Here is a 23,117-nt window from a genome sequence, read left to right on the forward strand (position 1 = left end):
ACGATGACGGCCGAATTCGGAATGCACGACATCCGTGACGCGGCCGAGCGCCTCGCGGGGCGGGTGGTCCACACCCCCGTGCTGCACGCGCCCATGCTCGACGCCCTGACCGGGTGCCGGGTGCTCGTGAAGGCCGAGTCGCTCCAGCGCACGGGGTCGTTCAAGTTCCGGGGCGCCCTCAACGCGATGCTGCAGCTCGGGGACGGCGCGCGGACGCGGGGCGTGATCACCTATTCGGCCGGCAACCATGGCCACGCGGTGGCGGCGGCGGCGCGGGAGGCCGGCTGCCCGGCGGTGATCGTGCTGCCCACCACCGCCCCGGCGATCAAGGTGGAGAACTGCCGCTGGTGGGGCGCCGAAATCGTGCTCTACGATCCAGCCGTGCAGGACCGCGAGGGTGTCTGCCGCGCCATCGCGGAGCCGCGCGGGCTGCACCTCGTGCCGCCGTTCGACGACATCGCCGTCATGGCCGGGCAGGGGACCGCCGGCCTCGAATTCACCGCGCAGCTCGACGCCATCGGGGCACGGCCGGACGCGTTCCTCGTCTGCTGCAGCGGCGGGGGTCTCGCCGCCGGCGCCGCCACGGCGATCCGGGCGCGGTTCCCGGAGGCGGCCTGTCACGTCGTCGAGCCGGCCGGGCTCGACAAGATGGCTCGCTCCCTCGCCTCCGGCGTGCCGGAGCGCAGGCCGGCGGAGCCCGCCACCCTGATGGACGGGATCGCGGGTCCGGTGGCGGGCGCCCGGCCCCTGGCCGTGCTGCGGCGTCTCGGTGCCACGGGACTGACGGTGACGGACGACGCGGCCCTGGCGGCGATGGCGGCCGCCTTCCGCTTCCTCAAGCTCGTCCTCGAACCGGGGGGTGCGGCCGCCCTCGCGGCGGTCCTGGCCGACCCGGGGCGCTTCGCCGGCCGGACGGTCGCCGTCATCGGCACGGGCGGCAACGTCGACGCGGACCTGTTCGCCCGGGCCCTCCTGCCGCCCCGGTCGTGAGGGCCGGTCTCAGGCGGCCCGGCCCGTGAGGATGCAGGCCCGCAGGGGCTGGACGAGGACGAACCGGCCTTGGTCGTCGCGGCCGGCCGCCGCCAGGAAGGCCGCCTCGATGGCCGCGCGGCGCTCCGCGATGGCCCCCGCCCGCGCCGGATCGGTCGCCAGGACGCGCGCCAGGAACGGGTCGAGGCCCCCGAAGGTCTCGGAGCGCGCGAAGGTGAGGTCGCGCTCGCAGGCGAGTTCCCCGGCGGTGACGAGGGCGTCGAGGGTGGCCTGCGCCGCCCGGCGAACCGCGGTCTCGTCCTCCACCGGCCGGAGCGCGGCAAAGAAGCTGCCCTCCGCCAGCGGCTCGACGACGACGATGCGGCCCCCGGGCCGAACGACCCGCACCGCCTCGCGCAGGGCCGCGCCGGCCTCCGGCATGTGGTGGAGCGTGTTGAGGAACACCGCCCCGTCGAAGGCGGCCTCGGCGAAGGGCAGATGCGCGCCGGAGGCGACCGCGAACTCCGCGCCGGGGACCGCCCCGGCGGCCTGCGTGATCGCGCCCGGGTTGGGGTCGATCCCCGTGACGCGCGCGCCCTCCCCGGCGAGCGCCCCCGCGAGGGCTCCGGGCCCGCAGCCGATATCGATGAGGCGCCGCCCGGGCAGCGGCGCGAAGGCCTCGCGGATCAGCGTCAGGGCATCCATGATTCGAGGCCTTTCGGGCGGACGCGGCGGCGCGCGCGGACATCCCGCGAGTGTCCATCAGGACGCGGCCCATGACGAGATCCCAGGATGATCCGGTTTCTAGCTGATTGCTTCGGTCGGTCGCGACGTGCTCCCTCTCCTGGAAGGAGAGGGTTGGGGTGAGGTGGGTGACCTTTCCGGATGGGGCACGCCCCTCACCCCAACCCTCTCCCACACGGGAGAGGGGGCCCGTTCCGACCAGACCGACCGAAGCGATCAACCGGCAGCGGCATGCGATTCGCGGCGCCCCCCGGGAGCCGCGGACCTTGTCCGGACCGGGCGTCTCCCGCAGAACGCGAACGGAGCCGGGCGAACCGGCCGCTCAAGGAAACGCCATGTCGGACGAACCGCACGGACTCGATCGGGGCCTGACCAACTACGGCGACCGCGACTTCGCGCGCTTCCTGCGCCGCTCGTTCGCCCGCTCGATGGGGATCTCGCCGGACCTTCTCGCCAGGCCCGTCGTCGGCATCGCCATGACGCCGTCCGACTTCAACAACTGCCACCGCACCATGCCGGAGCTGGTCGAGGCGGTCTCGCGCGGGGTGCTGGCGGCCGGTGCCCTGCCGCGCGCCTTTCCCACCGTGTCGCTCGGCGAGGTTTTCCTCAACCCGACCAGCATGATGTACCGCAACCTCATGGCCATGGACACCGAGGAGATGATTCTCGCCCAGCCCATGGACGCGGTCGTGCTGATCGGCGGCTGCGACAAGACCGTGCCGGCCCAGCTCATGGGGGCGGCCTCGGCCGACCTGCCGGCGATCCAGCTCGTGACCGGGCCGATGTCCACCGGGCGCCATCGCGGGGAGCGCCTCGGCGCCTGCACCGATTGCCGGGGGTACTGGGCTCGCCACCGGGCCGGCAGCATCGACGCCGCGGAGATCGCCGAGGTCGAGGGCCGGCTCTCGGTCACCGCCGGCACCTGCGCGGTGATGGGCACGGCCTCCACCATGGCCTGCATCGCGGAGGCGCTGGGGATGTCGCTGCCCGGCACCGCCGCGATCCCGGCGGTGCATGCCGACCGCCTCGTGGCGGCCGAGGCGAGCGGCCGGGCCGCCGTGCAGCTGATCGCGACGAAGATCCGCCCGAGCCAGGTCATCACCGAGAATTCGGTCGAGAACGCGATCCGGGTGCTGATGGCGCTCTCCGGCTCCACCAACGCCATCGTGCACCTCGCCGCCATCGCGGGGCGCCTCGGCATCCGCATATCCCCCGAGCGCTTCAACCAGATCTCGGACGAGACGCCGGTGCTGGTCGACCTGAAGCCGGTCGGCCAGGGCTACATGGAGGATTTCCACGCCGCCGGCGGCATGGGGGCGCTCCTGCGCGAACTCCGCCCGCTACTCCACCTCGACACGCGGGACATCGAGGGCCGGACCCTGGCCGAGCGCCTCGACGAACCGGGCGGGTGGGTGGACCGCGCGGTGATCCGGCCCTTTTCCGACCCGGTCTCGCCCGTGGGCGGCCTCGTCGCGCTGTCGGGGAGCCTCGCGCCGGACGGGGCGATCTTCAAGCGCGCGGCGGCGACGCCGGAGCTCTTCGAATCGGAGGGGCGTGCGGTGGTGTTCACGGGCCTGGAAGATCTGAGCCGGCGCATCGACGATCCCGATCTCGACGTGGAAGCGGACGACATCCTCGTCCTGCAGAATGCCGGGCCGCACGCGGCGGGCATGCCCGAGGCCGGCTACCTGCCGATCCCGAAGAAGCTCGCCCGGGCCGGCGTGAAGGACATGGTGCGAATCTCGGACGCGCGGATGTCGGGCACGGCCTTCGGCGCGATCGTGCTGCACGTGGCCCCGGAGGCGGCGGTCGGCGGCCAGCTGGCGGCGGTGCGCGACGGCGACCGCATCCGCCTCTCGATCCGGGACAAGCGGGTGGACCTGCTGGTGGCGCCCGAGGAGGTCGCCCGGCGCATGGCCGGCTTCACGCCGCCGCCGATGCCCGAGCGGGGCTACAAGGCCCTCTACCGCCGCACCGTCACGCAGGCGCCGGAGGGCTGCGACTTCGACTTCCTGACGCACCGGGGCGCGCCGCGCACGCCCTGATGGGCGCGCCGCGCACGCCCTGGTGGGCGTGCGCCCTAAAGGTAGTGGCGGAACACCACGTGGTCGTCGCTCGGGCGCTGGATCGTGGAATCGGCCTGGGCGTCGGCGGCCCGGCAGGTCGTCGACGCGACGGGGGCGACCATCGCCAGGAGGCTCAGGAGCCAGCGGAAGGGCCTTGCTGCCATCATGGGATCGCCTCGCCGGATCGGGGAACGGAGGAGGGTGCCGTGACCTGCGATCGCCCGGTGCCGGTGATCGCCTGCGGGCTTCGCCCGTCCTCTCATCCGCGATTCGTGCGGGCTTGGCTGTGCTCGGACGCACGTGGCTCCGGTGGTGGCCGAACAGATGCGGCCGGTCCGGGCCCCGGCTGGCGAGGCCCGGACCGGCCGCCGGGGCCTACCGGCCGATGGAGGGGCCGCCGGCCGCGCCCCCGGTGCCGGGCGGGCCGCTGGTGGGCGTGCCGCCGATGTTGACGCCGGGGGTGCTGCCGGGAACGGCGGCCGGGCTCGGATTGCCCGGCACGCTCGGGGCGGGGCGCAGGCCCGCATCCGTGTCGCGCGGGGTGGTGCCGGGGCCGGAGGCCGGGGCTGCGACGCCGGTGTTGCCGGCGCCGCCGGTCGGCGCCAGCGTCTGGGCGGCGGCGGGTGCCGCCAGGCTCACCGTGAGCGCGAGGGCCGCGGCGAGGTGTGTGCGCGTCATGAGGGGGTTTCCGTGCGGTTGCTGGGTGCTGACGCAACACCCCGCGCCCGGTTAAGTTCGTAGCGGCCCCTAGAACGCGAGCTTCATCCCCGCGACCACGTTGCGCGGGGCGCCCGCGTAGACCGATCCCGTCGTGGCCGCGAGGGCGGCGGCCCCGTTCTGGAGCCCGGTGGCGGCGCTGAGGCTGTTGGCGAGGTTCTGGGCGGAGGCGGCGTAGGTGGTGTCGAGGAGGTTGCGCACCTCCACGTAGAGGGTGAAGCGCCGGGCGTAGCCGCCCGTCAGTTCGGTCGCGTAGTGGAGGTTGGCGTTGAGGATCGTGTAGCCCGGCGCCCGCAACTGGTTGGCATTGTCGAGGAAGAAGCCGTCCTGCACGATCGCCTCGAGGTAGCCGCCGAGGCCGGCCAGCGGCCCGGTCGGTTGGTCGTAGCCCACCCGCGCGAGGAGCTGGTGCGCCGGCACGCCTGGAATCACCTTGCCGGCGCGGTCGAAAAGCTGCGTGAACGCCCCGGCGCTGAGCTGCTCGACGTAGCGCGTGTAGGTCTGGTCGTCGAAGGTGTAGGCGAGCACGCCGCGCCAGCCCGGCGCGAAAGCCCAGTCGGCCCCGACCTCGAGACCGCGATGCTCGGAGGCCGGCGCGTTGAAGGTGTAGCTCTGTAGCCCCGCGCCGGGCGATTGCGAGACGAGCTCGTTGCGGAAGGTCTCGTGGAAGCCGGTGAGGCTGAGGCGCAGGGTCTCGCTGGGGGTCCAGTCGAAGCCGAGGTCGAAACCGAGGTTCTCCTGGGTCCGCAATCCGGTGTTGTTGCCCGGCAGGCCGGCGGCGGTGACGAACAGGTTGCTCGCGGCCGGCGTCGTGTAGCCCGTCGCGACCCGGCCCCGGAACGCCCATTCGAGGCTCGGGCGGTAGACCAGGGCGGCCTCCGGCGCCACGTTGAGGAAGCTCCGGTCCGCGTCCGCCACGCTCGTCCCGCGCCCGGCCGCCGAATAGGTGTAGGCGAAGTTGCGCCCCGTGATGCGGGTGTTCTCCGCACTGATGCCGAGCACGCCCGTCCACTGGTCCGACAGCGCCACCTCGTTGCGGGCCCGGCCGCCGAAGTTCGACTGGACCGCCGCCTGCTCGCCGATCAGCGCGCCGAGCGCCGGCCCGGTGCCCAGCGCCCGGTTGAAGGTGGTGATGTGATTGTCGATGGTGTTGTAGGCCAGGGCCGCGTAGCCGACCGCCGGCAGGCCCATCAGGTCGTAGCGCCGGGTCAGGTCCGTCAGCAGGTTCCAGGACGGATACGACCCGCGCGAAGAGGTGGTGTAGAAGGGCTGGTCGAAGTTGCGCTCGTCGAAGCCGACCTGCGCGCGCCAGGTCGTCTGCGCGTCGATGTCGTGCTCGAGGCGTGCCGCCACGATGGTGCGCCGGTCGTTGCGCCCGAAATCCGCCTGCGCCGCCGTGACCGGCACGGTCGCCCCGAAGGCGCCGTTGCGCAGGAAGTTCGTCAGGGTACAGCCGGGGGCGGCCGTGGCGGCGATGCCGCAGCCGCGCTGGTAGGGGTTGATCCGGAACTGGTCGAGGGATGAACGCGCCGGCAGATTGGCCTGCACTTCGTTGTTGATGACCTTCAGGGTCAGGCGCGTGTCCGGGCTCGGTGTGTAGCTCGCCAGCAGATTCACCGTCTGGGTGTCGTAGGACGAATGGCCCTGGTAGCCGTTGGCGCGGGCGTCGCTCGCGAACAGGCTGATCTCGAACGGGCCGCTGACGCCGCCCACGGTGAAGTAGTTGCTGAGGTAGCCGAAGCTGCCCGCATCGGTGCCGATCTCGTAGCCGTCGATCTCGCGGCCGGTGCGGGTGCGGAAGGCGAGCGCTCCACCGGTGGCATAGTTGCCGAACAGGGCCGATTGCGGCCCGCGGAACACGTCGATGCGGCTGTAGGCGCGCGGGTCCACGAGGTCGAAGCGGGCGGCGCCGTCGGGCTGGGTCAGGACGAACCCGTCCTCCAGCACGACGGTGTTCTTGGTGACCCCGGTGGAGCGGGCGTTGTTGCCCCGGATCGAGATCACGACGTCGCGCGCGCCGTTGCCCTGGCGCACGGTGACGCCCGGACTGTTGACGAGCACCGAGCCGATATTGACCGCCGGCCGGTCCGCGATGGTGCCGGCGCGCCCGACCGAGTCGACCACCTGACCGACCGGGTTCTCGATCACGCTCGGGGCCGAGCCCGGCGGGGCCGAGACGCCGAAGGCGGCGACGGAGCGGGCGCTCCCGTCGCCGGTGACGGAGAGTTCGGCCAGGGTCACGTCCCCGGCAGGCGCGTCGGGGGTCTGCGCCTGCGCCGGCACGGCGGCGAGCAGCAGCAGGAGCGGGGCGAGGCGCGGCTCGACCCGGGAAACGGGGAACATGGCGGGAATCCGTGGTCTGAGAGATCGGGGGGCGGAGCGATCGATCAGACGACGGGAGGCGCGCGCGCGCTGGCGCTGATGCCGGGCGGTGCCCGGGGGGCCGCGGCGATCTCGGGGGGCCAGACGATCGTCCGAGCCGGGCGGACCGGCCAGAGGATCGCGGTGGCCACGAGGAGCGGCGCGTCGAGGGGGGCGACCGCGTGCGCGGCCGTGCAGCAGGCGAGGTGGAGATGGACCGGGGCCGCCGGCTGGGCCGGCCCTTCGGCCGCGCCGGTCTCCTGAAGGCAGAGGCTATGGGCCGGGTCCATCGACCGGTATCCGACCAGGCCGCCGAGCACGCTCTGCAGGGCGAGCGCGTAGAGCGCGGCCACGGCGATGACCGCGCGGCAGGCCGCCAGATCGGACCGCGTGATGCGCATGACCCGAGCGCCTAGGGCGGCGCTCCGGGCCCCGTCAATGCGCGGGCGCGGCGCGTGGCGATCATTCCCGGCCGCTGTGTCGAAAACAGCGCTGTCGGGGCGCCGGCACCTCGTTGCCCGCTCAGGCCCAGCCGAGGGCCCGCAGCCCCAGCCCGGCCGCCGCGCAGGCCGCCAGGGTCGGGATCACGCCGAGGCGGAACCGGAACAGGGCCGCGAGGGCGGCCAGCGCCAGGACGAGGGCCCACGGGTTCAGGCTCGCGGGCACCGGCCAGTCGAACCGCAGCGGCCCGGCCGCGACGGTGCGGGTCTCGGCGAACAGGGTGTGGAGGGCGAACCAGACCGCGAGGTTGAGGATCACCCCCGCCACCGCCGCGGTGATGGCCGAGAGCGCCCCCGCCAGGGCCCGGTTGCCGCGCAGGCGCTCCACGTAGGGCGCGCCGAGGAAGATCCAGAGGAAGCAGGGCGCGAAGGTCACCCAGGTGGTGAGGAGGCCGCCGAGGGTGCCGGCCAGGAGCGGGGGCAGGGGCCCCGGGTTCCGGAAGGCGGCCATGAAGCCCACGAACTGCGTGACCATGATGAGCGGACCCGGCGTCGTCTCGGCCATCCCGAGCCCGTCCAGCATCTCGCCCGGCCGGAGCCAGCCGAACTGATCCACCGCCGCCTGCGCCACGTAGGCCAGGACCGCGTAGGCCCCCCCGAAGGTCACCATCGCCATCTGGGAGAAGAACAGCGCGATCTGCGCGAACACCGCTCCGGGACCGAGGAGCGCCAGGACGAGGGCCACCGGCGCCAGCCAGAGCCCGCCCCAGACCGCGAGCACCCGGAGGACGTGGCCGTGCCCGGCCCGGACGTCCGACACGGCGTCGTCGCCGAGGAGATAGGCCCCGTCGGCAGGCGCCGCGCCCGCCGCCGCATGCCCGCCGGCCGCGAAGTGCGGCAGCCCGGCCCGCGCACCGAGCCAGCCGATGGCGCCGGCCCCGAGGACGATGAGGGGGAAGGGCACACCGAAGAGGAAGATGGCCGCGAAGGAGGCCGCCGCCACGGCCCGCAGGGCGCCGTTGCCGAGCGCCTTGCGACCGATGCGCAGCACCGCCTGGGCGACGATGGCGAGGACCGCCGCCTTCAGGCCGAAGAACAGGCCCGCCACCGGACCGACCGCACCGTAGAGGGCGTAGACCCAGCTCAGGCCCATGATGGCCAGGAGCCCCGGCAGCACGAACAGCCCGCCCGCCAGGACGCCGCCCCGGGTGCCGTGCAGGAGCCAGCCCACATAGGTGGCGAGTTGCTGCGCCTCCGGCCCCGGCAGCAGGGTGCAGAAGTTGAGGGCGTGCAGGAAGCGCCGCTCGGAGATCCAGCGCCGCTCCTCCACGAGGATGCGGTGCATCACGGCGATCTGCCCGGCCGGCCCGCCGAAGGAGAGGGCGGCGATGCGCCCCCAGACCGGCAGCGCCTCGGACAGGGAGGGCAGGGGCGGGGGCAAGGCGGGAGACGAGGCGAGAGGCAAGTCGGGGGGCGAGGGCGGGGGCGTTCCTGGTCCGGCCATCGCGGGGGTCTCGCCTCGGGCCATACCGGCCGGTCTCGGGAGGCGAGGCGTCGTCGATGCCCGGGCCGGCGTCAAGCCTCCCGGCGGGCCGGCCTCAGGGCGCCTTGGCGGGCGGGAAGGCAGTTCCGGGGCAATTGGCGGCCAGGCCGGTCTCGCCGACCCGGTCGGGCGCGCAGGCGGGGATCGCCGGCCGGCCTCCGTTCTCGATGCGGGCCTCCTGCAGACGCTCGAACTTCCAGAGGCCGAGCCCGACCACGACCAGGATCGCCAGGAAGGCGGCGCCCGCCAGCGGCAGCCAGCGCGGCATCAGCGGGCGCTCGCGCCGGCTTCGGGCACCGCCTGGGTGTGGGCCGTATCGCCGTGCTTGACGAAGGTGAACAGGATCAGCCCCGCCAGGAGGGCGACGACGGCGATGAAGACGGGAAACAGGCGACGCATCGGAGGAAGACCACACTGATCGGACGGACCGCCGAAATCTCGCGGCCGGAAGCGGGTAACGCGCGGACCGGCCCCGGGGTCGCAGAACCCGACATCACGAATTCGGCGGCGGGCGGGGAACGCCCCGTCAGCCGCGCGACCCGACCCGCTGACCGGCCTCGCCGTAGCCGAGCCGCGCGCCCGCGCGATTGACGATCCCGAAGCGCAGCACCGCCTGCTCCAGGTAGTCGATGGCCGCGATCAGGGCGCGCCGCGCCGGCTCGACGGCCTCCGGCTCGTCCTCGGGCAGAGTCTCGGCGAAATTGACGGCCGCGATCAGCACCCGATCGCGCTCGTCCTCGATCCGGCGGTCACGCTCGACCCGGCCCCGGACGTCGGCATCGAAGGCGGCCAGAACCGCGAAGGGAAAGTCGTCGCGGCGGGTGCCGCTCGGATAGGCCAGGGCGAGGCGGCGCCCGCGCTCGGCCGCGTTCCGGACCAGTTCCGCGAGCTTGGCCTCCGCGAGATTGGTGTTCGCGGGCTTGGTGCCGGGAGTCTCAGTGCCCGGGATTTTGGTGCCCGGGATTTCGGCGTCCATCGCGGTCTCTCGTGCCGCCGGACGGCCCGGCGCCGGGGCAACGCGCCCGTGCCGGGGACCGGTTCCGGCCGCGCACCAATCGCGCCCGGCCGCGTTGTCGCTGCATGAGCGCCCCCACATCGACGTCCACCGCCTTCGGACCCCGCCTCGGCTTCTGCTGCAAGTTCATCCTCGAACCCACCCCCGAGCCCTTCAAGACCCTGAAGGCCGCCCGCGAGGCGACCCTGCAGATGAACCTCACCCACGCCACCATGGCGCACCTGAAGACGCTGGCGCCGGCCGCGCGCCGGGCCAAGATCGAGGGCCTCGTGCGCCACAACCTCGGCGCCCTGGAGCGCCAGGTGGCCTGGGTCGCGGCCCGCCCGCCGATCGAGCGCCTGCTGCGGATCGCCAGCAACGTCCTGCCCGGCTACACCCACGCGGTGGCGCAGGACGTCTACGCCGAGCCCGAGATGCGCCGCCTCGTGGAAGAGGGCCTCGCCCGGATCGGCGACATCGCCCGGGCGGGGGCGGTGCGCCTGAGCTTCCATCCCGGCCCGTTCTGCGTCATCGCCTCGCAGAACCCGAACGCCCAGCGCAACGGCATCGAGGAACTCGAGCACCACGCCGAACTCATGGCGATGCTCGGCTACGGACGCGGCTGGCATCCGCATGGGGCCCACATCAACATCCATGTCGGCGCCCGCGACCCCGGCATCGAAGGCTTCCGCGCCAGCCTGCCCAAACTCTCGCAGACCGCCCGCGACCTCCTCACCGTCGAGAACGACGAGAATTTCTTTGGATTGGACACGGTGCTGGGTCTCGCCGACGTCGTGCCGGTGGTGCTCGACCTGCACCACCACTGGGTCGAGAGCCAGGGGGAATACATCGCGCCCGACGATCCCCGCATCGCCCGGGTGCGCGACTCCTGGCGCGGGGTGCGGCCGGTCGCCCATATCAGCGTCTCGCGCGAGGCCCTGCTGGAGGGACACGACCCCGGCGCCCTGCCGGATTTCACCACCCTCACCGAGGCCGGCCACAACTGGCGGGATCTGGCCGCCCATTCGGACATGATGTGGAACCGGGCCGTGAACGCCCTGGTGGCCCGCCACATGGCCTGGGCGGATTTCGAGATCGAGGCCAAGTCCAAGAACCTCGCCTCGGCCGGCATGGCCGCCGAGATCGCCGCGGCACTGCCGGGGGCGCAGATCGAGGTCGCTGCCTGAGGGCTCCTGCAGCGTCGTCCGTGTGAAGCCTCGCTCCCCCTGGCTTGGGGAGCCGGCTGCGATGCCCCCGAGCGCGGCGAGGCGGCCGCCCGATCTTCGGCAGCGACGGATCGGGATTGCCGGCGAGACGGAGGATGCAGACCGACAGCAAGCTCAAGAGCGATCGCGTCGAGCATCGAGTTTCTTTGTCAGAACGATATACGGGGCAGCGTATCCGGTGACGCTGTAGCCTGCGACTTCGTAGAAGTTTTTGGCCGGATTGCCCTCGAACACGTGGAGTTCGGCAACCTCGCATCCCGAGCGTACTGCGTCCTCCTCAAAGCGTGCCAGCAACAAACGTCCGATTGCGCATCGACGGTAATCCGGCTTCACGTGGATAGAGGCCAGTGTGGCGGTCAGGGATGTTGTCTCCCAGAACATGTACCCGACCTTTTCGTCACCGACCGCCGCAACCACCGCATGCGGCAGGCAACGCACCCATTGTTCGAGGTGTCGATGCATCGCCGACTGCCACGCCTGAACGTTCTGTGGCTCGTAGTCCGCGATGTAGGCGCGTTCGAGCTGGAAGATCAGCGGAAGGTCGGCTGGCTCCCCCGGCAACAGACGGATGCCCTGACAGTCGTCCATGTCCCGACTTCCTTGGTTGTCTGGTATGCAATCGTTTCGCCTCCAAGCAAACCATCTGCGGCCCTCCCGGCCCGGACGTTCGGAACCCGGGACATCGAGCGTCGCTCCGGCGCGCCCCGGCGATCCGGCAACTCGGATCGAAGAGGCGGCCGGAATGGGTATTCTCGGCGCGACGCGGCCCCCACCCCTGCCCCCCACAAGGGGGAACGCCTCGATGGAACGCTGCCGGCGCGCCTCAATGCCCGTGGTCGTGCCCGTCATGGTCCGGCAGGGTCAGACCGAAATGGCTCACCAGGTCCTGCACCTGGGCCGGGCTGAGGTGGCGCGGGTTGAGGTTGCGGAGCAGCAGGTAGAGCTTGGCCGTCTCCTCCAGTTCCTCGGTGGCGAAGACCGCGTTCTCCAGGGTGGTGCCGGCCACCACCGGGCCGTGGTTGGCGAGCAGCACCGAGGCGTAGCGGCCGGCGAGGCCTCGGATCGCGTCCGCCACCGCCGGGTCGCCGGGCCGGTAGTAGGGCACCAGGGCGGTCGCCCCGGCCCGCATGAGGTAATAGGGCGTCAGCGGCGGCAGCACCGCCTTCGGGTCGATCTCGGGCAGCATCGACACCGCCACCGCGTGGGTCGAGTGCAGGTGGACGATGGCGCGGGCCTCCGCGCGGCTCTCGTAGAGGGCCGCGTGCAGCGGGATCTCCTTCGTCGGCGCATGCCCCGAGACCAGGGCGCCGTTCGCGTCGAGGCGCGCGATCGTGGCCGGGTCGAGGAAGCCCAGCGAGGCGTTGGTGGGCGTCACCAGCCAGCCGCCGTCGTCGAGGCGGAGCGAGATGTTGCCCGAGGAGCCCGGCGTCAGGCCGCGCTCGAACAGCGAGCGGCCGAACCGGCAGATCTGTTCGCGAAGCTTCGAGTCGCTCATGGCGGTCCTTCAGGTCACCGGAGGCGGGGACGGTCTCAGGCGGTGGCGCCCGCGATCAATTCGTAGCCGAGATCGACGGTCTCGGCCGGGCCGTCGGCGGCGAGGCGCTCGACGGCGACCGCGCCGATCTCCAGGCGCGGCGTGCGGATGGTGGTGAGCGGCTGGGGCATCGCGGCGGCGATGTCGAGGGCGTTGAAGCCGAACAGGGCGAGGCGCCCCGGCACCGCGACCCCCTCCGCGAGGCAGTGGAAGTAGCCGCCGAGCGCCATGTCGTCGTTGGAGAAATAGACCGCGTCGAGGTCGGGCCGGCGGGCGACGAGCCGCCCCAGGGCCGCGCGCCCGGCCGCCGCCGAGGAGGGGCCGGGCGCGATCTCGGTCTCCGCCAGGGGGTGCCCGGCTGCGCGCAAGGTCTCGCGGAACCCGGCGAGGCGCTTGGCCGCGCGCAGGTCCCGCGTGATGTCGTGGCCGACATAGCCGATGCGGCGGTAGCCCCGCGCCAGCAGGTGCCGGGCGCTGTCGCAGCCGACGCCCCGGTTGGAGAAGCCCACCACGATGTCGAGGCCGTCCCCGTCCGTGTCGATCATCTCGACGATGCGGATGCCGGAGGCCCGCAGACGCGCGAGCGCACCTGCCGTGTGCTCGAGGCCGGTGACGATGAGGCCGGCCGGGCGCCAGGAAAGGAGGGCGCCGATCAGGGCCTCCTCGCGCTCGGGGTCGTAGTCCGAGACCCCGATCACGCTCTGGAAGCCGTCGCGGTCGAGGGCCGCGTTGGCGCCGCGCAGCAGGTCCGGGAACACGATGTTGGTGAGCGACGGGATGATGATGCCGACGAGCTTGGCCCCCGCCGTGGAGCCGGAGCCCGCCAGCATGCCGGCAAGCCGGTTCGGCACGTAGCCGAGGCGGGCCACGGCCTCAGCCACCCGGTCCTGCGTGCGCTTCGAGAACGAGCCCTGGTTGCGCAGGACCCGCGAGACCGTGCTCTCGCCCACACCCGCCGCGCGGGCGACGTCGGACAGGGTCACGAGCCGGCGCTCGGGCTCATGCACGTTCATCGCTGGGTCCGTCCTGGGTTGGGGCTCGGGAGACTTCGGAGCGGGAAAGGCCGGAGCCGAAGACCCCCATAGGAAGATCCCCATAGCAAGGTTAGCCTGCCACAACAATCAGATTGGCAGCGCTGCCAAACCCTGTTATCCGAGATGCAAGCGCTGCCAAAACGAGTCGCGCCACGACAAGAATCTGCAACGTCAGAACGGCCCACCGCGCAGCGGGCGCCGACAGGAGGAAACATGAGCGTGCAAGCCGCCAGCGCGCGGGGCATCGATGCGCCCGCAGGGGACTTCGTCGAACAGACCTACCGCAAAGTCTTCTGGCGGCTCGTGCCGTTCCTGATGCTCTGCTACGTGGTCGCCTATCTCGACCGCGTGAACGTGGGCTTCGCCAAGCTCCAGATGTCCCAGGAGCTGGGCTTCAGCGAGACCGTCTACGGGCTGGGCGCCGGCCTGTTCTTCATCGGCTACTTCCTGTTCGAGGTGCCCTCGAACGTCATCCTGCACCGGGTCGGCGCCCGGGTCTGGATCGCCCGCATCATGATCACCTGGGGCATCATCTCCGCCGGGTTCATGTTCGTGAACTCGGCCACCTCGTTCTACATCATGCGCTTCCTGCTGGGGCTTGCGGAAGCCGGCTTCTACCCGGGCGTGATCCTCTACACGACGACCTGGTTCCCGGCGCATCGCCGCGCCCGGGTGATCGCGGTGTTCATGTCGGCAATTCCCGTCTCGGGCATCTTCGGCAACCCGCTCTCGGGCTGGATCATGGACGCCTTCCACGGCACGTCCGGCCTCTCGGGCTGGCAGTGGATGTTCCTGATCGAGGCCGTGCCGGCGGTGCTGGTGGGCCTCGCCGTGTTCTTCTACCTCGACAACCGCCCGTCCGAGGCCAAGTGGCTGAATCCGGCCGAGCAGCAGGTCATCGAGCGCGACATCGCCGCCGACGGCGCCGGCAAGGAGGCGAGCCCGCACTCCATCGCCACCGTGTTCCGCAACGGCCGGATCTGGTTCATGAGCCTGATCTACTTCGCCTTCGTCACCGGCCAGTACGGCCTGACCTTCTGGATGCCCACCATCGTCAAGGCGTCCGGCATCCAGGGCAACCTGAACATCGGCCTCGTCAGCGCGATCCCGTTCCTGTTCGCGGTGTTCGTGATGATCTTCTTCGGCCGCAGCGCCGACCGGATGCGCGAGCGCCGTTGGCACCTCATCATCCCGGCGCTCTGCGGCGCGGTGGGCTTCGTGGTCGCCGCCAGCACGGGCAGCACCGTGGTCGCCATCGCGGCCCTCGCCGTGGCGGCCGGCGGCGTCCTCACCTGCGCGCCGCTGTTCTGGTCGCTGCCCACCGCGTTCTTGAGCGGCGCGGGGGCGGCCGCCGGCATCGCGCTGATCAACTCGGTGGGCAACCTCGCGGGCTTTGCCAGCCCCTACGTGATCGGGGCCCTGCGGGATTCCACCGGCAGCACCGCCGCCGGCATGTACGCGCTGGCCGGCATGCTGGTGATCGGCGCGGTCTGCGTGTTCGTCACCCCGAAGCACGTGGTCAACCGCTGAGGCGGACGGCCGGCGGGCCGGACCCGCCGGCTCCTTCCATCACAGGATTTCCGTAGGTCCCCATGAGCACCAACACTCAGACATCGCGCGCGGCCGTGATCGGCCTCGGCTCCATGGGCGCCGGCATGGCCGGTTCGCTCCTCCGGGCCGGCTTCCAGGTTTCGGCCTGCGACGTGAACCCGGAGGCCGTCACGCGCTTTGCCGCGAACGGCGGACAGGCGGCGGCGAACCCGGCGGCGGCGGCGGAGGGCGCCGACGTGGTGGTCTGCGTCGTCGTCAACGCCGCCCAGACCGAGGCCGTGCTGTTCGGCCCCGGCGGCGCCGCCGAGACCATGCGGGCGGGCGCGGTCTTCGTCTCCTCCGCCACCATGGACCCGGCCATCGCCCGGCGCCTCGCCGCGCGCCTGGAGGAGACGGGGCGCCATTACCTCGACGCGCCGATGAGCGGGGGCGCCGCCCGCGCGGCCACGGGCGAACTCACCTTCCTGGCCTCCGGCACCAAGGCGGCCTTCGACGCGGCCCGCCCGGCGCTCACCGCCATGGCGGGCAAGCTCTACGAGCTCGGCGACGCGGCCGGGCAGGGCGCGGCCTTCAAGATGATCAACCAGCTGCTCGCCGGCGTGCACATCGCCGCCGCCAGCGAAGCGATGAGCTTTGCCGCCAAGCAGGGCCTCGATCTGCGTAAAGTCTACGAGGTCATCACGGCGTCCGCCGGCAATTCCTGGATGTTCGAGAACCGCATGCCACACGTGCTGGAGGGCGATTACAGCCCGAAGAGCGCGGTCGACATCTTCGTCAAGGATCTGGGCATCGTGCAGGACATGGCGCGGGCGGAGAAGTACCCCGTGCCGGTGGCGGCCGCCGCCCTGCAGATGTTCCTGATGGCCTCGGGCTCCGGCATGGGCCGGGACGACGACGCCTCGGTGGCCCGCCTCTACGCGCAGGTGGCCGGCGTCACCCTGCCGTCGCCCAAGGCCTGAGGGAGGAACCGATGCCGCACTTTGCCGCCAACCTCACGCTGATGTTCACGGAACACGCCTTCCTCGACCGCTTCGCGGCGGCCGCGGAGGCCGGCTTTACCGCCGTCGAGTTCCTGTTCCCCTACGACCACCCGCCGCAGGCCATCGCCGAGCGCCTGGCCCGGCACGGCCTGACCCAGGCCCTGTTCAACCTGCCGCCGGGTGACTGGGCGGCGGGCGAGCGCGGTCTGGCCGCGCTTCCCGACCGATTCGCGGAACTCCAGGCGGGCGTCGAGACCGGCCTGACCTACGCCAAGGCCACCGGCGTCGCCCGGCTCCACCTCATGGCCGGCATGGCGGATGCCGCCGACCCCGACGCGCAGACCGCCTATCGCCGGGCCGTGGCCTGGACCGCCGAGCGCCTGGGCCGCGAAGGCCTCGACCTCGTGCTGGAGCCGATCAACGCCCGCAACATGCCGGGCTACTTCCTCGACGACTTCGACGCGGCGGCAGCCCTGATCCGGGATCTGGCCCTGCCGAACCTCAAGCTCCAGTTCGACCTCTACCACTGCCAGATCCTGCACGGGGACGTGACCATGCGGCTGCGAGACCTGATGCCCCTGGTGGGCCATGTCCAGACCGCGAGCGTACCCGCCCGGCACGAGCCCGGCACCGGCGAGATGAACGACGCCTTCCTCTTCGCCGAACTCGACCGGCTCGGCTACGCGGGCTTCGTCGGCTGCGAGTACAACCCGGCCGCCGGCACGGAGGCGGGCCTGGGCTGGTTCGCGCCCTACCGCGCGTCGCAGGGCCGGGAGATCACCCGATGAGCCTCGCCCTCGGATCGGTGGCCGACGACTATACCGGCGCCTCGGACCTCGCCAACACCCTAACCAAGGGCGGCCTGCGCACGGTGCAGACCATCGGCATCCCCGCCGCCGACCTCGATCTGGCCGGCGTCGACGCCGTGGTGGTGGCCCTGAAGAGCCGCTCGATTCCCGCCGCCGAAGCGGTGGAGCGTTCGCGCGCGGCCGACACGTGGCTGCGCGGGCGGGGTGCGGCCCACGTCCTGTTCAAGATCTGCTCGACCTTCGACTCCACCGACGCGGGCAATATCGGCCCCGTGATGGACGCCCTGCGGGCCGATGCCGGCGAGGCCATCGCCCTCGTCACCCCCGCCTTTCCGGAGACCGGGCGGACCGTCTACCAGGGCCACCTCTTCGTCGGCGCGGTGCCGCTGAACGAGAGCCCCCTCAAGGACCATCCCCTGAACCCGATGCGGGACGCCAACCTCGTGCGGGTGCTCGCCCGCCAGAGCGCGGCGGCCGTCGGCCTGGTGGATTGCGCCACCGTCGCGCGGGGCCCCGAAGCCGTGGCCGCGCGCCTCGACGCGCTTGCCGCCGACGGCATGGGCGCGGCCATCGCGGACGCCGTCGTCGAGACCGACCTCGAAACCCTCGGAGCGGCGGCCCTTCGCCACCGCGTCTCCGTGGGCGCCTCCGGCCTCGGCCTCGGCCTCGCCCGCGCACTGGTCGCGGCCGGACGGGCCTCGGCCCCCGACAGCGCGGCCGATCTCGGCGCGCCGGTCGGCGGCCTCGCCGCCTGCCTGGCCGGTAGCTGCTCGCAGGCGACGCTCGGCCAGATCGCGGCAGCCGAGGCCCTGATGCCGGTGCGCCGCCTCGACCCCGAGCGGGTGCTCGCCGGGGATTCCGAGATCGAGGCCGCGCTCGCCTGGGCCGGCGAACATATCGGCGCCGGCCCCTTCCTCATCGCCAGCAGCGCCGCGCCCGAGACGGTGCGCGCCCTCCAGGCCCGCCACGGCGGCGACCGGGTCGGCCACGCGCTCGAGGACGCGCTCGCCCGCATCGCGGAAGGCCTGGTGGCGCGGGGCGTGCGCCGCCTCGTGGTGGCGGGCGGCGAGACCTCCGGCGCGGTCGTCGACCGGCTCGGGCTGAAGGCCTTCCGCCTCGGCCCCGAGATCGCCGCCGGGGTGCCGGTGCTGCGCACGCTGGGGCACGGGGCAGGCGGCCCGAGCGATCCCATGCTGCTCGCCCTCAAATCCGGCAATTTCGGCGGCCCCGACTTCTTCTCCCGCGCCCTCGACCTGATGCGCTGAACGCCACCCACGGAGACGGACGACCCATGCACGCTCTCATCCTCGGCGCCGCCGGCATGATCGGCCAGCGCCTCGCCGACGCCCTCGCCACGCAGGGCGACGCCCGCAGCCTCACCCTGGTGGACGTGGTGGAGCCGACCGCGCCGGCGGGCTTCACCGGCCCCGTCGTCACGGCCGCCGCCGACCTCTCCGTGCCCGGTGCGGCGGAAGCCGCGCTGATCGGCCGGCCGGACGTGATCTTCCACCTCGCGGCCATCGTCTCGGGGGAGGCCGAGGCCGATTTGGAGAAGGGCTACCGGGTCAACCTCGACGCGACCCGCCTGCTCCTCGACGCGATCCGACACGCCCACGCGGCGGAAGGCTACCGGCCGCGCGTGGTCTTCACCTCGTCGCTGGCCGTGTTCGGGCCGCCGCTGCCGGGGGTCATCCCCGACGACATGATCCTGACGCCGGCCACCTCCTACGGCACGCAGAAGGCCATGGGCGAGTTGCTGCTGGCCGACTACAGCCGGCGCGGCTTCCTCGACGGCATCGGCCTGCGTCTGCCCACCATCTGCGTGCGGCCGGGCAAGCCGAACAAGGCCGCCTCCGGGTTCTTCTCGGGCATCATCCGCGAGCCGCTGGCCGGCCAGGAGGCGATCCTGCCGGTGCCCGACACCGTGCGTCACTGGTTCGCCAGCCCGCGCTCGGCCACCGAATATCTCCTGCACGCCGCCCGCATCGACCTCGGCGCCCTGGGTCTGCGCCGCAGCCTGACCATGCCGGGCCTCTCGGCCACCGTGGCCGACGAGATCGAGGCCCTGCGCCGGGTCGCCGGCGACGCCGCCGTGGCGCTGATCCGGCGCGCGCCGGACCCGGCGATCCAGGCCATCGTCGAGACCTGGCCGGAGGCCTTCGACACCCGCCGCGCTCTCAACCTCGGCTTCAAGGCCGACGCCAGCTTCGACGCGCTGGTGGAACTGCACATCGCCGAGACGCGGGCTTGAGCGAAAGGGGCTCGGCGCGGATGGCCCGTCCCCTCCCTTTGCGGGGAGGGGACGGGGTCTGAATCCAATCAGCTTGACCGTGCGAAGGGCTATTCCAGGCTGGGCAGCGCTAATTGGCCGACGTTCCAGGACCGGACATTCAGCTTTGCGCCGATGTGGCTCACGCCTGTGATTTCCCGTTGAACAGGAGTTTCACAGAGGCTGTGGAACCGAAAAACGCGGGCCAAACACGGCGATCGATCGCCGCGCACCAGAAATGCGCGTCCATGTGAATTATGTTGCGGATTGCGTTTGACTCGCGCGCACAGGCCACGGAAAAATCCCGCGTTGCTGCGAGGAAATTCCATGCGTTTGTTCTGTACCGCCGTTGCGCTCACGCTGTCGTTCGCGGCACCTGCCTGGGCCAGGAATTTCGCATTCCCTCCATCCAATCCGACAGCCACCGTTTCAATTCCCGATACGTGGAAGACCGAAGCCGTCGAGTACGGGTTCGAAGCCAGATCGCCTGACAACGATGTCTACCTCTCCATCGAAACGGCCTCTGCGAAAGCCATGAACAAGATGCTCGCCGACAACATGGCGTGGATGAAGCGCAACAAGATCAGCGTCACGGGAAAACCGAAGGAGAACGACGTCAATCTGGGTGGGCTCCAGGGCAAGATGCAGGTCTTTCCGGCCAAGGACGAGAACGGCGAGACGCAGGTTATGCTGATCTATGCCGAATCAGACCAGCGCCTCATTTTCATCACGCTGTGGGCATCGGAAGACGAGCAGAAGTCGAACGACAAAGACATCAATACGATCATGAACAGCATCAAGACGATTCAGTAGGTGTCCTGCGGCGACAGAACTGTAAGCCTACGCGGAGGGGTCGGTCTCCTACGGTTTCCGGGTGATGGCTTCGGTCAGCCGCGACGTGCTCCCTCTCCTTCGGGAGAGGGTTGGGGTGAGGTGTGATCCATCTCCGGAAAGGGCACACACCTCACCCTGTCCCTCTCCTGAAGGAGAGGGGACCCGCGCCAGAACCCGAACGATTCAGCCGGAAACCGTATCACCCCACCACCCGCCCCTCGATCGGGTAGGCCGGGTCGTTGTAGCCCGGCGTCGAGGGGTGGCCGGTGACGACGTGGGCGTCGACCAGGGCCTCGTCCTCGGCCGTGAAGGTGTAGCCGAGAGCGCCCAGATACTCGGCCCACTGCGCCTCCGTGCGCGGCCCGGCGATGACCGCGGTGACGAGGCGGTTGGCCAGCACCCAGTTCACCGCGAACTGCCCCGCCGTCAGGCCGCGCGCCGCCGCGTGCGCCTGGAAGGTGCGGGCGATCCTCAGGGATTCCGGCCGCCACTCGGTCTGCATCATGCGGGTGTCCTGGCGGCCGGCCCGGGTGCCCTCGGGGGCGGGAGCGTCGGGGTCGTACTTGGCGGTGAGGACGCCGCGCGCCAGGGGCGAGTAGGGCACCACCCCGAGGCCGTAATGGGCGCAGGCCGGCAGGTGCTCGGTCTCGGGCATCCGGTTGAGGGCGTTGTAGTAGGGCTGGCTCACCACGGGCCGGTCGATGCCGAGTTCGTCGCACAGGCGGCAGATCTCGGCCACCCGCCAGGCCCGGTAGTTCGAGACGCCGAAGTAGCGGATCTTGCCCTGGCGCACGAGGTGCGCGATGGCGCCGACCGTCTCGGAGAGCGGCGTGGCGTGGTCCTCCTTGTGGAGGTAGGTGATGTCGATGACGTCGGTGCCGAGGCGCTTCAGGCTGGCCTCGGTGGCGCGCAGCACGTGGGCGCGCGACAGGCCGCGGTCGTTGGGCCCCGGCCCCATCGGGTTGGCGAGCTTGGTGGCGAGCACCCAGGCCTCGCGGTCGCGGGCAATCGCCCGGCCCACCACCTCCTCGGAGCGGCCCTCGTTGTAGGCGTTGGCGGTGTCGAGGAAGTTGATGCCGGCGTCCCGGGCGCTGTCGATGATGCGGCCGGCGGTGCCTTCGTCGGTGGGGCCGCCGAACATCATGGTGCCGAGGCAGAGCGGCGAGACCTTGAGGCCCGAGCGGCCGAGAGTGCGGTACTGCATCGTGGCATGTCCTCCGGGGGCGTTCAGGCCCCGTTCCTGATCCATTGCACCAGACCGGCGGCGGTCCGGAAGTCCTCCAGGGCATGAACCCGCGCTTCCGGCAGGGCCGCGCGGGCCATGGTGGCGAGGGCGTGGCCGGGGCCGAGCTCCAGCACTTGGGTCGCGCCGAACTCGCGCACGCCCTCCAGGCAGGCGGCCCAGTCCAGGGTGTGCGAGATCTGCGCGGCGAGCTTGGCCAACCCCGCCTCCGGCCGGAACACCGCCGCCCCGTCGAGGCCGCTGAGGAGGCGCGGGCTCGGGCGCGGCGGGGTCGCCAAGGGCGCCGCCTCGAGGTGGTCCCGGAAGGCCTCGGAGGCCCGCGCGAGGAGCGGCGTGTGCGAGGGAATGTGGACGGGCAGGCGCACCGCCCGCGCCGCGCCCGCCGCCAGGGCCTCGGCGCAGAGGGCGTCTAGCGCCGCGACGGCGCCGCCCACCACCACGCTGTCGGTGGCGTTGCGGATCGCCGGATGGCAGGCATGGGCCTCGGCCATGGCGAAGGCCCGCGCGGCGGGCAGGCCGCGCAGGCCGGCGAGGCCGTAGCCGGGGCCGGCCGCCGCATCCATCGCCTCGGCGCGGGCGGCGGCGAGCCGCAGCACCGTCTCGGGCGCGAACAGGCCGGCGCAGCCGAAGGCCGCGAGATCGCCGATGCTGTAGCCCACCACCACGCAGCGGGCGGGCCGCGCCGCCCGCACCAGGGTCCAGGCACTGAGCCCGGCGACGCAGCACAGGATCTGCCCGGTGCGGTTGGCGTGCAGGTCCGCCCCCGCGTGCACGAGGTCGCGGGGGTCGCGGCCGAGGAGGGGGGTCGCGGCCGCGAAGACGCCCTCCGCCTCCGGCAGATCGGCGGTGAGTTCGAACATCTTAGGGTGCTGGCCGCCCTGGCCGGAGAGCAGGACCGCGAGGGTCAAGAGCGTTCCGGGGTCATGACCGCTCCCAGGCGTCGACGAACAGCGTCATGGCGAGGAGGTCGGCCGCCCCGCCGGGGCTGAGGCGCCGGGCGACGAAGGCCCGGTGCAGGTCTTCCGCCCGCGCGAACCAATCGTCCTGCGCGATCCCGCCCTCGGCGAGGAAGCGGGCGGCTTCCCCCCGCGCGAAGGCATACCCCTCCGGCCCACCGCGATGCAGGAGGTTGGTGTCCTCGAGGGTCGCGACGAGGGCGAGGCAGGCCTCCACCCGCGCGGCTTGCGGCGCCCCGGGGCGGGCGGCACGGGCCCGGCGCAGGGCGGGCAGGCCGGTGCCGTAGAGGCTCGGAAACCCGGCCGCCGCCTCGGCCGGCGCGCCCCCGACCCCGTGGCGCCGCCGCGCCCGCGCGCCCGGCGCGTGCAGCAGTTCGGGACCGTCCAGGATGGCGTCGGCGTAGCGCGCGCGGACATGGGCGCCGAGACCGCCGGCCGGGGGGCGAGGCCCGAGGGCGCCGGCGGCGGCGCTGAGGAGACCGAGGCCGAAGATGGCGCCCCGGTGGGTGTTCACGCCCCCCGTGGCCGCCCGCATCGCGGATTCCGCCGCCAGACCGATGCGGCGCAGCTGCGCCATCCCGGCCCCGGCGGCCCCGGCGGCGGCGAGGTCCGCGAAGAAGGGCTCCAGGGCGGCGGCACTCGCCCGGAAGGTGCTCGCATCCATGTCCGCATGGCTGCCGTTGTCCACGTGGCTGACGAGGCCGGGCTTGGGATAGGTGGCGAGCTCGCGCTGCAGGCAGCGCGTGGCGAGGCGCGCGATCCGCTCCGCCGGACGGGCGTCCCGTGCGGGCGCCCGTGTCTCCGTCAGGAGGGCGGGGACTGGACGGGCTGCGGGCAGCGGCATGGC

The 23,117-nt window shown here is 72.2% G+C and carries 24 protein-coding genes; 9 read left to right on the plus strand and 15 right to left on the minus strand.

Annotated features, from left to right (window positions below; genetic code table 11):
• Positions 1-3 precede the first annotated feature (3 nt).
• Complete coding sequence (locus MKK58_RS15690; protein ID WP_243912932.1) at positions 4-990, plus strand: threonine/serine dehydratase; 987 nt, start codon at positions 4-6, stop codon at positions 988-990.
• Between the two features lie 9 nt (positions 991-999).
• On the opposite strand, the gene MKK58_RS15695 is transcribed toward MKK58_RS15690, so the two are convergent.
• On the minus strand, positions 1,000-1,674 hold the full coding sequence (locus MKK58_RS15695; protein ID WP_243912933.1) for a class I SAM-dependent methyltransferase: 675 nt from the start codon (positions 1,672-1,674) through the stop codon (positions 1,000-1,002).
• A 374-nt stretch (positions 1,675-2,048) separates the two neighbouring features.
• Between MKK58_RS15695 and MKK58_RS15700 the strand changes: the two genes are divergently transcribed.
• Positions 2,049-3,758, plus strand: coding sequence for an IlvD/Edd family dehydratase (locus MKK58_RS15700; protein ID WP_243912934.1), 1,710 nt, complete (start codon positions 2,049-2,051; stop codon positions 3,756-3,758).
• Positions 3,759-3,793: 35 nt separating this feature from the next.
• On the opposite strand, the gene MKK58_RS15705 is transcribed toward MKK58_RS15700, so the two are convergent.
• The 8 genes from MKK58_RS15705 to MKK58_RS15735 form a co-directional block, all read right to left on the minus strand.
• On the minus strand, positions 3,794-3,946 hold the full coding sequence (locus MKK58_RS15705) for a hypothetical protein (RefSeq protein WP_243912935.1): 153 nt from the start codon (positions 3,944-3,946) through the stop codon (positions 3,794-3,796).
• 208 nt (positions 3,947-4,154) lie between these two features.
• Complete coding sequence (locus MKK58_RS15710; RefSeq protein WP_243912964.1) at positions 4,155-4,457, minus strand: hypothetical protein; 303 nt, start codon at positions 4,455-4,457, stop codon at positions 4,155-4,157.
• A 69-nt stretch (positions 4,458-4,526) separates the two neighbouring features.
• Entirely contained in the window at positions 4,527-6,839 is a 2,313-nt protein-coding gene (locus tag MKK58_RS15715) for a TonB-dependent receptor family protein (protein ID WP_243912936.1), read from the minus strand.
• Positions 6,840-6,883: 44 nt separating this feature from the next.
• Positions 6,884-7,258, minus strand: a complete 375-nt coding sequence (locus MKK58_RS15720; RefSeq protein WP_243912937.1) for a hypothetical protein — start codon at positions 7,256-7,258, stop codon at positions 6,884-6,886.
• Between the two features lie 121 nt (positions 7,259-7,379).
• Entirely contained in the window at positions 7,380-8,801 is a 1,422-nt protein-coding gene (gene chrA, locus MKK58_RS15725) for a chromate efflux transporter (protein ID WP_243912938.1), read from the minus strand.
• Positions 8,802-8,895: 94 nt separating this feature from the next.
• Positions 8,896-9,108, minus strand: a complete 213-nt coding sequence (locus MKK58_RS15730) for a hypothetical protein (RefSeq protein WP_243912939.1) — start codon at positions 9,106-9,108, stop codon at positions 8,896-8,898.
• Positions 9,108-9,239 (minus strand): hypothetical protein, encoded by a 132-nt coding sequence (locus MKK58_RS26860; protein ID WP_279578403.1) that lies wholly within the window; start codon positions 9,237-9,239, stop codon positions 9,108-9,110. The genes MKK58_RS15730 and MKK58_RS26860 overlap by 1 nt, the downstream gene beginning before the upstream one ends.
• 127 nt (positions 9,240-9,366) lie before the next feature.
• Positions 9,367-9,816, minus strand: a complete 450-nt coding sequence (locus tag MKK58_RS15735; protein ID WP_243912940.1) for a hypothetical protein — start codon at positions 9,814-9,816, stop codon at positions 9,367-9,369.
• Positions 9,817-9,920: 104 nt separating this feature from the next.
• On the opposite strand from MKK58_RS15735, the gene MKK58_RS15740 reads away from it, so the two are divergent.
• Positions 9,921-11,021 carry a UV damage endonuclease UvsE gene (locus tag MKK58_RS15740; protein WP_243912941.1) on the plus strand — a complete coding sequence of 367 codons (1,101 nt, stop codon included), beginning with the start codon at positions 9,921-9,923 and terminating at the stop codon, positions 11,019-11,021.
• 153 nt (positions 11,022-11,174) lie between these two features.
• Here the strand turns inward: MKK58_RS15740 and MKK58_RS15745 are convergent, their stop codons facing one another.
• The 3 genes from MKK58_RS15745 to MKK58_RS15755 all read right to left on the minus strand — a co-directional run bounded on the left by MKK58_RS15745 (position 11,175) and on the right by MKK58_RS15755 (position 13,607).
• Entirely contained in the window at positions 11,175-11,648 is a 474-nt protein-coding gene (locus tag MKK58_RS15745; RefSeq protein ID WP_243912942.1) for a GNAT family N-acetyltransferase, read from the minus strand.
• 235 nt (positions 11,649-11,883) lie between these two features.
• The gene (locus MKK58_RS15750) at positions 11,884-12,555 is read right to left on the minus strand and encodes an aldolase (protein WP_243912943.1); all 672 of its coding nucleotides are present in this window, start codon (positions 12,553-12,555) and stop codon (positions 11,884-11,886) included.
• A gap of 35 nt (positions 12,556-12,590) precedes the next feature.
• The gene (locus MKK58_RS15755) at positions 12,591-13,607 is read right to left on the minus strand and encodes a LacI family DNA-binding transcriptional regulator (protein WP_279578404.1); all 1,017 of its coding nucleotides are present in this window, start codon (positions 13,605-13,607) and stop codon (positions 12,591-12,593) included.
• 234 nt (positions 13,608-13,841) lie between these two features.
• Between MKK58_RS15755 and MKK58_RS15760 the strand changes: the two genes are divergently transcribed.
• From MKK58_RS15760 to MKK58_RS15785, 6 genes are all read left to right on the plus strand, one after another.
• Entirely contained in the window at positions 13,842-15,158 is a 1,317-nt protein-coding gene (locus tag MKK58_RS15760) for an MFS transporter (RefSeq protein ID WP_243912944.1), read from the plus strand.
• Between the two features lie 62 nt (positions 15,159-15,220).
• Positions 15,221-16,138, plus strand: coding sequence for an L-threonate dehydrogenase (gene ltnD, locus MKK58_RS15765; protein ID WP_243912945.1), 918 nt, complete (start codon positions 15,221-15,223; stop codon positions 16,136-16,138).
• 11 nt (positions 16,139-16,149) lie between these two features.
• Positions 16,150-16,947: a 2-oxo-tetronate isomerase gene (gene otnI / locus MKK58_RS15770; protein WP_243912946.1), complete on the plus strand. Its 798-nt coding sequence runs from the start codon at positions 16,150-16,152 to the stop codon at positions 16,945-16,947.
• Positions 16,944-18,233, plus strand: coding sequence for a 3-oxo-tetronate kinase (gene otnK / locus MKK58_RS15775; RefSeq protein ID WP_243912947.1), 1,290 nt, complete (start codon positions 16,944-16,946; stop codon positions 18,231-18,233). Before otnI ends, otnK begins: the two co-directional genes overlap by 4 nt.
• Before the next feature lie 26 nt (positions 18,234-18,259).
• Entirely contained in the window at positions 18,260-19,219 is a 960-nt protein-coding gene (gene denD, locus MKK58_RS15780) for a D-erythronate dehydrogenase (protein ID WP_243912948.1), read from the plus strand.
• A 345-nt stretch (positions 19,220-19,564) separates the two neighbouring features.
• Complete coding sequence (locus MKK58_RS15785; protein WP_238280557.1) at positions 19,565-20,050, plus strand: hypothetical protein; 486 nt, start codon at positions 19,565-19,567, stop codon at positions 20,048-20,050.
• Between the two features lie 220 nt (positions 20,051-20,270).
• Here MKK58_RS15785 and MKK58_RS15790 read toward each other — a convergent pair whose 3' ends face one another.
• The 3 genes from MKK58_RS15790 to mdcB are packed head-to-tail and all read right to left on the minus strand — an operon-like array spanning position 20,271 to position 23,114.
• The gene (locus MKK58_RS15790; RefSeq protein WP_243912949.1) at positions 20,271-21,275 is read right to left on the minus strand and encodes an aldo/keto reductase; all 1,005 of its coding nucleotides are present in this window, start codon (positions 21,273-21,275) and stop codon (positions 20,271-20,273) included.
• A 23-nt stretch (positions 21,276-21,298) separates the two neighbouring features.
• Positions 21,299-22,222 (minus strand): acyltransferase domain-containing protein, encoded by a 924-nt coding sequence (locus MKK58_RS15795; RefSeq protein ID WP_243912950.1) that lies wholly within the window; start codon positions 22,220-22,222, stop codon positions 21,299-21,301.
• A gap of 13 nt (positions 22,223-22,235) precedes the next feature.
• Positions 22,236-23,114 (minus strand): triphosphoribosyl-dephospho-CoA synthase MdcB, encoded by an 879-nt coding sequence (gene mdcB, locus MKK58_RS15800; protein WP_243912951.1) that lies wholly within the window; start codon positions 23,112-23,114, stop codon positions 22,236-22,238.
• Between the last annotated feature and the right edge of the window lie 3 nt (positions 23,115-23,117).

The organism is Methylobacterium sp. J-078, from assembly GCF_022829285.1.
Lineage (GTDB): Bacteria > Pseudomonadota > Alphaproteobacteria > Rhizobiales > Beijerinckiaceae > Methylobacterium.